General features: G+C 52.8%; 10 protein-coding genes, 7 tRNA genes, 1 riboswitch and 1 other annotated feature. Of the genes, 13 read left to right on the forward strand and 4 right to left on the reverse strand.

The window, feature by feature from the left end:
* Positions 1-17 precede the first annotated feature (17 nt).
* From FD38_RS11600 to FD38_RS11630, 7 genes are all read left to right on the forward strand, one after another.
* Positions 18-92 (forward strand) — tRNA-Asp (locus FD38_RS11600).
* A gap of 53 nt (positions 93-145) precedes the next feature.
* A tRNA-Phe gene (locus tag FD38_RS11605) sits at positions 146-218 on the forward strand.
* Positions 219-223: 5 nt separating this feature from the next.
* Positions 224-306: transfer RNA gene (locus tag FD38_RS11610), tRNA-Tyr, on the forward strand.
* A 4-nt stretch (positions 307-310) separates the two neighbouring features.
* Positions 311-381, forward strand: a tRNA-Trp gene (locus tag FD38_RS11615).
* 13 nt (positions 382-394) lie between these two features.
* Positions 395-467 (forward strand) — tRNA-His (locus FD38_RS11620).
* Positions 468-525: 58 nt separating this feature from the next.
* A tRNA-Cys gene (locus tag FD38_RS11625) sits at positions 526-596 on the forward strand.
* A gap of 32 nt (positions 597-628) precedes the next feature.
* A tRNA-Leu gene (locus tag FD38_RS11630) sits at positions 629-713 on the forward strand.
* 537 nt (positions 714-1,250) lie between these two features.
* Here the strand turns inward: FD38_RS11630 and FD38_RS11635 are convergent.
* A complete protein-coding gene (locus FD38_RS11635; protein ID WP_057734406.1) occupies positions 1,251-1,574 on the reverse strand; it encodes a heavy metal-binding domain-containing protein in 324 nt (107 codons plus the stop codon).
* A gap of 323 nt (positions 1,575-1,897) precedes the next feature.
* Here FD38_RS11635 and FD38_RS11640 point away from each other — a divergent pair, with 323 nt between their 5' ends.
* Positions 1,898-2,473, forward strand: a complete 576-nt coding sequence (locus FD38_RS11640; protein ID WP_057734408.1) for a hypothetical protein — start codon at positions 1,898-1,900, stop codon at positions 2,471-2,473.
* 48 nt (positions 2,474-2,521) lie between these two features.
* Here the strand turns inward: FD38_RS11640 and FD38_RS11645 are convergent, their stop codons facing one another.
* Both FD38_RS11645 and FD38_RS11650 read right to left on the reverse strand, forming a co-directional pair.
* A complete protein-coding gene (locus tag FD38_RS11645; RefSeq protein WP_057734410.1) occupies positions 2,522-2,869 on the reverse strand; it encodes a hypothetical protein in 348 nt (115 codons plus the stop codon).
* Positions 2,870-3,001: 132 nt separating this feature from the next.
* Positions 3,002-3,709, reverse strand: coding sequence for a hypothetical protein (locus tag FD38_RS11650; protein WP_057734412.1), 708 nt, complete (start codon positions 3,707-3,709; stop codon positions 3,002-3,004).
* Positions 3,710-3,836: 127 nt separating this feature from the next.
* Positions 3,837-3,958, forward strand: a riboswitch (SMK box riboswitch).
* On the opposite strand from FD38_RS11650, the gene metK reads away from it, so the two are divergent.
* The 5 genes from metK (at position 3,957) to FD38_RS11675 (ending at position 10,697) form a co-directional block, all read left to right on the forward strand.
* Entirely contained in the window at positions 3,957-5,144 is a 1,188-nt protein-coding gene (gene metK / locus FD38_RS11655; RefSeq protein WP_057734414.1) for a methionine adenosyltransferase, read from the forward strand. It overlaps the preceding riboswitch by 2 nt.
* A gap of 162 nt (positions 5,145-5,306) precedes the next feature.
* Positions 5,307-5,540 (forward strand) — a binding site (T-box leader).
* Positions 5,541-5,613: 73 nt separating this feature from the next.
* Complete coding sequence (locus FD38_RS11660) at positions 5,614-7,242, forward strand: peptide ABC transporter substrate-binding protein (protein ID WP_057734416.1); 1,629 nt, start codon at positions 5,614-5,616, stop codon at positions 7,240-7,242.
* Positions 7,243-7,265: 23 nt separating this feature from the next.
* Positions 7,266-8,621, forward strand: a complete 1,356-nt coding sequence (locus FD38_RS11665) for a M20/M25/M40 family metallo-hydrolase (RefSeq protein ID WP_083485356.1) — start codon at positions 7,266-7,268, stop codon at positions 8,619-8,621.
* Positions 8,622-8,815: 194 nt separating this feature from the next.
* Positions 8,816-10,297 carry an MDR family MFS transporter gene (locus tag FD38_RS11670; RefSeq protein ID WP_057734424.1) on the forward strand — a complete coding sequence of 494 codons (1,482 nt, stop codon included), beginning with the start codon at positions 8,816-8,818 and terminating at the stop codon, positions 10,295-10,297.
* Positions 10,298-10,370: 73 nt separating this feature from the next.
* Positions 10,371-10,697 (forward strand): DUF960 domain-containing protein, encoded by a 327-nt coding sequence (locus FD38_RS11675; protein WP_057734418.1) that lies wholly within the window; start codon positions 10,371-10,373, stop codon positions 10,695-10,697.
* Between the two features lie 93 nt (positions 10,698-10,790).
* Here the strand turns inward: FD38_RS11675 and FD38_RS11680 are convergent, their stop codons facing one another.
* Positions 10,791-11,432 carry a deoxynucleoside kinase gene (locus FD38_RS11680; RefSeq protein ID WP_057734421.1) on the reverse strand — a complete coding sequence of 214 codons (642 nt, stop codon included), beginning with the start codon at positions 11,430-11,432 and terminating at the stop codon, positions 10,791-10,793.
* Positions 11,433-11,771 lie beyond the last annotated feature (339 nt).

Raw genomic sequence — 11,771 nt, forward strand, 5'->3', positions numbered from 1 at the left:
TAACATAACTTTATTATGGTCCGTTGGTCTAGTTGGTTTAGGACGCCTCCCTGTCACGGAGGAGATCACGAGTTCGAGTCTCGTACGGACCGTTGTTATGTTATTATTAATTTAACACAACAACATTACATGAATGGTGAGAAATGGCTCGGTAGCTCAGTCGGTAGAGCAATGGATTGAAGCTCCATGTGTCGGCGGTTCGATTCCGTCCCGCGCCATTTATGGAGGGGTAGCGAAGTCTGGCTAAACGCGGCGGACTGTAAATCCGCTCCTTCGGGTTCGGTGGTTCGAATCCACTCCCCTCCATCATAGGGATATAGTTTAAAGGTAGAACTACGGTCTCCAAAACCGTCGGTGTGGGTTCAATTCCTACTATCCCTGTTGTAATGTTATGGCGGTATTGGTGAAGGGGTTAACACACCGGATTGTGGTTCCGGCACGCGTGGGTTCGATTCCCACATACCGCCCTATGATTGGGGCATTATCTTAGGATTGTTGGTCCAGTCAGATTGGATAGACGATTATGGTGGTATAGCCAAGTGGTAAGGCAGAGGTCTGCAAAACCTTCATCGTCGGTTCGAATCCGATTACCACCTTTGACTTGGGTGTATCCAATCAAATATTTTTTGCCGGAGTGGCGGAACTGGCAGACGCGCTGGACTCAAAATCCAGTGTCCGTTGAGGACGTGTGGGTTCGAACCCCACCTCCGGTATAACTAGGAAACATAAGCCACTTTAAAAAGAACAAGAACGTTGGTATAACAGCGTTCCTGTTCTTTTTTTGTGTAGAATTTTATTAAGGGGTGGAGCAGCAGTTTATTTTTGTGTTGAACTGATGGGCATTGAATCGCGATTCTGATGGGTCACTCGTCGGAGCCACCAATAACCTAAGGCAACGATAATTGCCCAACCTGTAGCCCCTGCAAGGGCCTCCTTTAAAGTGGGACGGGTGACGCTGATGATGACGTGATGGTTTTTAGACTCATATAATTTCAATTCGAGTACCTCCAGATTAGTATCAAAGAAGATGGCCTCATCTTTCCAATCGGGCCCAACGATCAACCTTGATTTTGGAATCTCAGGAGATGAGGGGGATTTTGCCGATGAACCGCTACCTCCAAGACGTGTTTCTGAAATCAGTTTAGGTGCGGGAAGCTCGTTGCTAAGACAGTAGAAAGACAGCATTCGGGTCCTAAAAAACCGCTAACTGGTGCCTAAACGCGACCCGGTTAGCGGCTTTTTAATGACGCTTAACGGTATTTAACAGCGGTCCCGTAAGCGGCAACGGATTGCATATCCGTGCCAATTGAGCCGGAGTCAAAGCGCATCATGACGACGGCATCGGCGCCCATGTCGGCGGCGTTTTGTTTCAGCCGATCAACAGCGATGTTGCGGGCTTCATCCAACATCTTGGTGTAATCCTTGATTTCGCCCCCGACAACGTTCTTCAAGGACGCGCCTAGGTTGCGAATCACGTTTTTAGACTGGGTGGTCAAACCGAAGACTTCACCCAATACCTCGTAATCTTGTCCAGGAAGGTGCTCGGTCGTGGTAACTAAAATATCAACTGCCATAGTGGTTCCTCCTTTAACTTAACTAACCCTAATATACCGGTATTAGTAACGGAGAACAAGTTTCAAACCTTTGTAAAAATGTACCAAAGAATTTTCATAAAATTTCTGTTTAAGCCGAAACGGTAAATTTACGTGAATTTGATTGTTTATGCAACAAGTGTGCCGAAACCTGAATATTTCACAAAACTGACAATTCAGTTTGCGGTAAGCTGCACAATTAGTCCAAACTTTAAATTAATAATCGTTAGTGTTACTAGTGAATGCCCTGTGGTATAGTGCTAAGTGGATAACCACCAAGGGTTACCACTGAAAGGAAGAGGACGATGAGTCAACAAGATGATCAGCGCCCCAAGTCATTGGGCACCCCCCAACCGTTAACGGAACCACAACGCCAACTTTTGGAACGCTTCTTTATGGTAAACACCATCCAACGCCGCGTGGTCCAACAACTAGAGGACGTTCTAGGTCCGCTGGCGCCTTACCAACAACAACGGCTATTTTTCCATGATGTCACCGGGTTAATTCATTTTCGCCGGAACTTTTTAGAAACGGTGGGACACTTCTTAAAGGGGCAGGTGGACCTGACTTATCAATTAACGTTTATCGAATACGGGTCACATCGCCGGCGCGCCTATCCCGCCCAACACCTTAGTCAAATTGATTATCGTCAGATGGGACGGGGAACCATCGTTGAAACGTTGAACTATCAGCGACTGGGCTGCAAGATCCAACGGACGTATGCGGTCGAAGGACACCATCTCTACTGGGAGAAGAATCAAATCTGGTGTCAGGGTCAAGCAACCGCGTGGGTCGATGGCTTAATGGCCTTACAACAGTTACTGACACCCCATACAGTCTGGTTACAGCAGGGCTTTTTGACCATCAACGATTACACCTAAACGCCAAAAAACGCGATCAGCCCGAACAAGCAAGTCAGGTTGGTCGCGTTAGTGATTGGTGGTTGAGTAGTGGGGCAAGAGGTGTAGTAACCGCCGGTAAGCCGTGGTAATACGGCCCCGTTGCAGGTCACTGCCGGATACCGGAATGACGTTTTGATGGTCGCCTGGCGTGGCACTGGCCCGCCAGATGCGACTGTCGATAATGTAGATAGTCTGCGCGTCAACGGTGAGGTTCCAATGGTGCTCGGCTTGGATGCGTTGACCAGGTAACTGTAGCGCGGTGGCCAGTTGTTGGCAGAAGTGGTCGATCAAAGCGGCGTCGACGATGGCGTTGCCAGTCAGGGTAGGTTGATACTTGCCACTGCGAATATCACCCACCACCTTGATTTCAGGCATGTAAGAGTTCCTCCATTACGAAATGATGCCTCATTCTAGCATATTTTCGTGAACGGTATCCGGAGTTATCCCTGAGCTTAGCGAAACTTTAAAATCTCGTAAGGGTTGGTCCGTCAGGTGAGGGACTTAACCCTATTTGAGAATCAGATAAACCACCAGTAACTGGACGATACCGGTAAGCACCAATTGATAGTGCCACTTCAGGTGCCGTTGGAGCCACCAGTGACCGGCGACCAGGAGAACGGCCACAACGCTGGTTCCCGAGAATCTCAGGCTTAACGTTACGACGGCGAAGATGGCCGGCGTGATCAGCGTCAAGCGCCAATCGCGGTCCGTCAGGAGGTAATAGTTTTCAAAGAGGGCCAAATAACTTGCGGCGATGGGCAGCAGGGTCACTAAAAATTGGCTGGATAAATAGTGGTTACGCAACAGAAACAAGATGACGGGGACCCCGCAGGCCGCTAAACAGCTAAACACGATCAGGCCATAGACCGACTGTAACCCCAATTGGGGAACGTAGGTCAGTACCAGAAACACACACAGGAGAATGGCAAAGAGCTGGATCAGGTGTTCACTGGGGGCGGCTAGTAGCCCCAGGGTGGCCGCAGCCACCACGAGGATGGGGCCAATGGTCGATTGGAAGTGGTGGCGGAGAATCAGAAAGTAGCCGGCCGCCACCAATCCGCCGTAACCAACTAGGGCTAGTTTAACGGTCCAAGCTAGGGGAGTTCCCGTAGAAGCGGTGGACCCCACCAGCCACCAAATTAAATTTTGACAGGCGGTAAACAGAACCAATTGTTGTACCGTCCGATTCTTAAGAAAAGCCGTGAGATAGGCCATGGAATCGCTCCATTCAACAAAGTTAAAGTTATCTATCATCATAGTGGTTGTGACCGACGGGGTCAACGGCTGGTGCCAATTTTACCGGAACCATCTTTGTCAGTTTACGAAATTTATGGTAAACTTCTTAAGTTATGAGTCAATTCCCGATAGGATTCACGCTTTGACGTGAAGCTGCCTTGTAACCGAACGACGTTGAGATTATCGGTCAACTCTGACGTCCACCATATCTAGGGGGAATATTCAATTGCAAGAAAGACATTTATTTACTTCAGAATCCGTTTCTGAAGGTCATCCAGACAAGATTGCCGACCAAATCAGTGACGCCATCCTGGATGCGTTGTTAGCCCAAGACCCAGATTCACGGGTCGCCTGCGAAACGTCCGTGACCACGGGCTTAGTGTTAGTCTTCGGTGAAATCTCGACCAAGGCCTACGTTGACATCCAAAAGGTCGTACGGCAGACCATCAAGGAAATTGGGTACACCGACGGCCAATACGGCTTTGACGGTGACAACTGTGCCGTCTTAGTCGCCATCGACGAACAATCACCCGACATTGCCCAGGGGGTCGACGACTCTTTGGAAACGCGGGAAGGCGACGGCGATCCGCTGGATAAGATTGGGGCCGGTGACCAGGGGCTAATGTTCGGCTACGCGGTCAACGAAACGCCCGAATACATGCCACTGCCCATCACGTTGAGTCACGCGTTGATGCGTCGAATCGCTAAGCTGCGTAAGGATGGGACGATTCCTTACCTGCGGCCGGATGCGAAGGCCGAAGTCACGGTGGAATACGACGACAACGACAAGCCGTTACGCGTCGACACGGTGGTCTTGAGTACCCAACACGATCCGGACGTGACGTTGGATCAGATTCGCCAGGACGTGATTAATCAAGTGGTCAAGGCCACGATTCCGGCCGAATTGTTAGACGATAAGACCAAGTACTTCATCAACCCAACCGGTCGTTTCGTCATCGGGGGTCCTCAAGGGGATGCCGGATTGACGGGTCGGAAGATCATCGTGGATACCTACGGTGGGGCTGCTCGGCACGGTGGCGGAGCCTTCTCCGGGAAGGACGCGACCAAGGTCGACCGGTCGGCCAGTTACGCTGCCCGGTACATCGCCAAGAACATTGTGGCGGCGGACCTTGCTCAAAAGTGTGAAGTCCAAATCGCCTACGCCATCGGGGTCGCGGAACCCGTTTCCGTGTCCATCGACACCTTTGGCACGGGGAAAGTGGCGGAAAGCAAGTTAGCCGCTGCCGTGCGCCAAATTTTTGATCTGCGCCCAGCCGGAATTATTCAAATGCTCGACTTAAAGCGGCCGATTTACAAGCAAACGGCGGCTTACGGTCACTTTGGCCGGACCGACATCGACTTGCCGTGGGAACACCTCGACAAGGTCGACGCCTTAAAGGACGCCTTGAAATAACCAATTAAGTTAAAACGAAACGTGTTAGCCACCACCAATTTGGGCGGGGGCTGGCGCGTTTTTTAGTTACAAACGGGTTTTCGTAAAATTAAAAAACCATGAAAATTATCTTGACATTTTTCTCATCAAGATTTAATCTAAGACACATCAATCGCAAACATAAGGTTAACGTTGACGAAGATAGTAACGCCTCTGACCTGGATCAGCGACTCCCGTTTGGTGTGAGGGGAGCCAGATCAAGGCGTGAAAATCACTTCGGAGTCACGCGGTGAACTGATAGTAACCGCGCTGGTGGCCCCCATTATCGGGCTAGCGTATCGCCAATGGCCGTACGCGAAGAGGGGTGGCCCCTAGTGGGTCGCAATTAAGGTGGTACCGCGCGGAAGCGTCCTTAGTAAAGTCAGAACTTTACTAGGGGCGCTTTTTGGCGTTGACCGGAATTTGACGCGAAGATTAGGAGGGATTGTCGATGAGCAAACGATTTGTACTGGGACTAATGGGGGTGGCGGTCGTGATTAGCGGTTTAGCCGGTTGTGGGAAGACTGCGGCGCCCAAAAAGGAACAAAGTAAGCCGTTAAACGTCACCATGCCGTCCGAATTACAGACGGCCGACCCCAACAAGGCCACCGACGCCTATTCGTTTTACATGATGCGGCAGACCACCGAGGGCCTGTACCGCTTAAACAACAGCGGGCGGGTTGTGGCGGGGATGGCCACGAAGGTCGTCAAACCCACGAACCACGGCAAGACCTACACGTTGACCTTGCGGCATAACGCGAAGTGGAGCAACGGCGATGCCGTCACGGCGCAGGACTTCGTGACCTCCTTTAGACGGCAGGTCGATCCGGCCACCAAGGCCCAATACGCCAATCGCTTTGCGACGTTTGTGAACTACAACGCCGTTCAGACCGGGAAGAAACAACCGTCGGCATTAGGCGTTAAGGCGCTGGGGAAGTATAAACTCCAGATCAAGCTGAGTCAGGCCAACCCGTCGTTCAACTACGAAGCGGCGACCGAATACTTGCCGGTCAACCAGAAGTTGGTCAAGAAATACGGCTCGACATACGGCACCAACGCCTCACGGGTCGCCGCGAACGGCCCCTACGTGTTGAAGAAGTGGAACGGGACCAAGACCACCTGGGAATACGTTAAGAATAAAAAATACTACGCGGCGAAGAGCGTGCGGTTAAAGCAAATCAACGTGCAGGTTACCAAGGACCCATCGACCGCCGAAAAACTCTTTGCCGCCGGTAAGGTCCAGGAGACCCAGATCAGTGGGACCACGATTGCCGGGGTCGCCAACAACGCGCAGTTGAAAGGGCAGATGCGTAAGACGTTGACCACGGCCGTAACGTTACAGTACTTCAATCCCAAGAACAAGGTCAGCGCCAACGCTAAGTTCCGTAAGGCCGCCAACTACGCGCTGGACCGTGCGCAACTGACCAAGAAGGTCAACCAGGACGGCTCCCAGCCACTCTTGAACCTGGTCGCTAAGGGCGTCACCAAGGACCCGAACAACGGCAAGGACTTCGCCGTTAGCACCGGGAACTACACCCGGCATAACGACGCGCAGGCCAAGAAGTTATGGGCACAGGCCAAGAAGGAATTGGGCGGTGGGAAGCAGACCATCACCCTGTTGACCAACGATTCCGACGGGACCAAGAACGTTGCCGAATACATCCAAAGTCAGTGGGAGAAGGACATGCCGGGACTGACTGTCAACATCTCGTCGATGCCCCTACAACAGCAGATCAACAAGATGTTCAAACAAAACTTCGACGTGTCGATGTTTGGCTGGACCGGGGATGAACCGGACCCGACCACGGATTTGAACCTCTTCATGAAGGGCAACTCCATTAATTTCGCCAACTACAACGACACCAAGTACAACCAGCTGATGACGGCCGCGACCACGGAGACCAATACCAAGAAACGCATGAGCCTGTTGAAACAAGCTAACCAACGGGCGATGCAGGTGGGCATCTTCAATCCGGTCTACCAACAAGCCCAGGTCAACCTGGTCAGCAAGAAGGTCGGCGGGATCCACTACTCGACGTTTAGCGTCGCCGCACAATACCGTTACGCTTACTGGAAATAACTAATTTTTGAAAGGATGATTGCATGTCAGATTTAACGACTGCCGTGACCGCCGCTTTGACGGCCGACCGCGACCGCTTAGCCGCGTACCTCAAGTTACAAACCGTTTCCGCACAAAATCGGGGGATCAAAGAGACCGTCGATTTTCTCACCCGTGAGTTTGAGGCGTTAGGGGCGCAGGTTCAGGTCTGGCGCGACGTGACGGGGAGTAATCCGTTCGTCTTCGCCACCTTCGCGGCGGGCCCTCACGGGAATGCCGACCGGACGTTACTCTTCTATAACCACTACGACGTTCAGCCGCCCGAACCCCTTGACGAATGGCAGACCGAGCCCTTCACGTTGACCGAACGGGCGGGACACTACTACGCCCGGGGCATTTCCGATGACAAGGGGGAGTTGATGTTACGGCTCTCCGCCGTCAAAGCCCTGCAGGCCAGTGGGGGGCTGCCTTGCAACCTCAAGTTCGTGGTCGAGGGCGAAGAGGAGATCGGCAGTCGTCACATTCCCGCGATGACCCAGCAACACGCTCGTGACCTTGCCGCAGACGCCATTGTCTGGGAGACCGGCGGCAAGGACGCCGACGAGAATTTCCAGGTGACCTGCGGGGCCAAGGGCATCTTGTGCCTGGAGCTCAGCGTGACCACGGCGGATAAGGACCTCCATTCCTCGTTAGCCGCCTACGCCGATAATGCGGCCTGGCGGTTGACCCAGGCGCTGGCGTCATTACGGACCGCCGATAACCGGGTCAAGGTCGCCGGCTTCTACGATGACATTCGTCCGCTCACGGCGACCGAACGCCAGGCCGTGGCCGCGATGACCCTCAATGCCGACGTCATCAAACAACACTTCGGCTTCAAACGCCCGTTGATCACCACCGATCCGGTCGCCGAGTTAGTCAACGGGACCACCATGACCATTAACGGCCTGTCGAGCGGCTACGAAGGTGCCGGGGTCAAGACCGTGATTCCCAAGACCGCTACGGCGAAGGTCGATTGCCGCCTGGTACCGGGACAGGACCCGCAACATCAGGCCCAGTTGATTCGCGACCAACTCGGTCGTAACGGGTTCGCTGACGTTCAGGTGACCTACTTACTGGGGGAAGCGCCGTTTCGGTCCGACCTGACCGCCCCGTTCGTGCAGACCGCCGTCCAAACGGCCCACGAGGTCTACGGTGACCAGGTGCGGTTGGTGCCAAACATGGCCGGTACCGGGCCACAAGCCCCGTTCTTTGACGCCGTTCAGGCGCCCATCGTGGCGGTGGGCAGCACCTGGGCGGGGTCCGGCCCCCACGCGCCCAACGAGAACGTGCGGGTCGCCGATTACCAGCAGGCCGCCCTGTATACCGCTAAGCTCCTCACGGCGTTTGGGACGGAAGCTTGACAAAAATGGTTCACGACGTACTTGGTCGTGAGCCATTTTTGGTGCTAACGGTCGAAATTATCAAGCAAAGGGCTTGTATTTTGAAACGGAACCCCGGATAATTAAAGGCAGTTTGAATCAAACTTGGGCGGTAGGTATTTTTGACTACTGAAAAACGTTGTGGCGGGCCAACGGTAGGAGGATTTTTTTGAATGATGAGTAAGCAACACACTAACGTTGGCGTCGTAACGGGGGCCGTCTTCGTGGCGACCTTCATGTCGGCCATCGAAGGGACCATCGTGTCCACAGCCATGCCGACCATCGTCGGGGACCTGCACGGGGTCGCCCTGATGAACTGGGTCTTTTCAATTTTCTTACTGACCAACGCGCTAGCCACGCCGATTTACGGTAAACTGGCCGATACGGTCGGCCGTAAGTCGGTCTTCTTAGCCGGATTGATCATCTTTATCGTGGGGTCGACGCTATCCGGGCTATCGCACAGCATGGAAACGTTGATTGCCTGGCGTGCCTTGCAGGGAATTGGGGCCGGGGCCATCATGCCGGTCTCCTTCACCATCCTGGCGGATATCTATCCGGTCGAACAACGGGCCCGGGTCATGGGCCTGAACGGGTCGGCCTGGGGGATTGCCGCCGTGGTCGCGCCGCTACTGGGGGGCTTTATCGTCGACCAGTTGAGTTGGCACTGGATTTTTTTCATTAATATTCCGATTGGAATCATCACGGTGCTTTTGATTTGGGCCTTCTTAGACGACAATTTTGAACGCAAGCCGTTCACCATGGATTGGGGCGGGAGCCTCTGGTTGTCCGTGGGCCTGTTAGCGTTGATGTTGACGTTCCAACTTCTGGGAAACGGGCAACTCAGTCTGACCTGGGTCGTGGTCGGTCTCGTGGTCACGGTACTCGCGTTCTGGTTGTTCTTGCGCCAGGAAAAGCGGACGGCCGACCCGTTGATTCCGTTGACCCTGTTTAAGAATCGGACCTTCGTGATCCAAAACCTGATTGCCGCTCTGGTCAGTGGGTTCTTGATGGGCTTTGAAGTCTACCTGCCGACCTGGACGCAGGGGCTATTAGGCTTAATGGCCTCCCAGGCCGGGTTCGCCATCACGCCCAGCTCGTTGATGTGGATCGTCGGGTCGTTTATTGCCGGGCGCTTGATGCTCAACCATACGCCGTATCAAATCGTTAACATCAGTTTGAGTTTCATTCTGGTGGGGGGCCTACTAATGGCGTTCGTACCGATGACTACGCCGTTCTGGTGCTTCTTCGTGATTGCGGCCATCTGTGGGACCGGGTTTGGGATTACCATTACCACCACGACCGTGACCGTTCAGAGTCAGGTGCCGGTGGAAGATGTCGGGGTCGCCACCTCGTTTAACACCCTCTCGCGGACACTAGGGCAGACCGTCATGATCTCCGTCTTCGGTATCATCATGAACCTGGCCATGGCCCGCGGCGTGGCGACGCACAAGGGAACCAGCCTGGCCATGATGAACCAGCTGATCAACCCGCAGACGGCGAAGGGCTTACCGAGCAACTTGTTGCCAACGCTGCACGGCATCCTGTATCAGGGCCTACACGTGATTTTCATCGCGGCCGTAATTTTGATTGTGATTTCCTTTATGGTCAACTTTTTAGATCGGAAGGGGACGCAACGGCTGACCGGAAAACGGGGGTAATTAGTCCCGTTTTAAGAAAAGTTACGCTATAATGGACTTTAAGGTCAGAGAGTTCATGAGTGGAGGCGATCAAATGTTTGAAAGTAATCACGCACGGTATGCCAGCTACGGGACCGTGGCCGTTCTGCCGGGTGAGATGATTGATGTGGTTTGGAAGATCATCGACCAGGACCTGCAAGGGCTGTTTCCGCTGGATAACTTACTCACGTTTAAACTCCACAACCATCAAGGGCACACGACCTTTGAGTACGTGCAAACGGACGAGCAAGCCCAGCAGACCTTCGGGGCCGCCTTTGATACCGACTACGCCTACAGTTCGAACCTGCCGGAAACGGTTCTGGCTTACGACGACGGGGACAGTCAGATTATCTTATTACCTTCCGAAACGAATCAGAACTAAACGACAAAAAGCCACCGGTGATCGGTGGCTTTTTTCATTTCTGATAGCAAAAAAACAACGACCGCCTCAAGGGGAGTCGTTGTTCCTTAAAAGTTACGCGTTCACGCGGATGTCCTTCAACGCATCGTCGATTTGACCTAAGACGATGTCGATGTTGCCCGGCGTTTCCAGGTCGTACTTTTGTAAGTCGATCTTGATCTTAGGACTCACGTCGTAGTCGTCGTACCAGCCCTTGTAGGCCGTCCACATCTTCTTGTAGTAGGATTCCAATTCGGGATTGTTGTCGAATTGTTCGTAATCACGGCCGCGTTTCTTGATCCGGTGGAGGATCGTGTCAAAGTCGGCGTCCGCGTAGACCAACAAGTCCGGGGCCTTTTTAGGCAGTTCGTTCAGTTCGTTCATCATGTTGTCCAGAAGGTTTAAGTAGACTTCCAGTTCCGTATCCGTGATGTTCCCTTCGGCGTTGTTTTCACGCGTGAAGAGGGCATCTTCGTAGATTGAGCGGTCCAGGACGTTGTTATCGTCGGCCAACGCCCGTTTGATCATACTGAACCGCTTGTTGAGAAAGTAAATCTGCAGCAAGAAGCCGTATTGCTTCGGGTTCCGGTAGTAGAGTGGTAACACTGGGTTATCACCGACCGGTTCGAAAAATGCTTGTGTGTTCAAGTGTGCGGCAATTTTGCCTGTAAGGGTCGTCTTACCGACCCCGATCATTCCTGCTGTAATTATCACCATGATAGCCCCTCTTTTATAAAAAATACAAGATATAGTGTACTATAAGTTATTTACTTTGGCTAGACCACAATATCTATAATGACGGTCTTTTGGGCGTTTTGACGGGGAAAATTTATTTTTTCTCCCACAGGACGTCCCACAGCCCATCATAGGTTAACAATTTTAGCAAATTTCTCAGCGCTCTCAACGTCTCGGCCAGCAACTTGGTGTGAGTAGATATTAAGCGTCACCGAAGCATTAGCGTGACCGAGTCGATGTGCCACCTCCACAGGGCTAACGCCAGAATCTAAAAATACTAAGCTTAGAGGCATAGAAGTTACCCGACGGGGTGCTCCTATG

Source organism: Levilactobacillus zymae DSM 19395, from assembly GCF_001434115.1.
Lineage (GTDB): Bacteria > Bacillota > Bacilli > Lactobacillales > Lactobacillaceae > Levilactobacillus > Levilactobacillus zymae.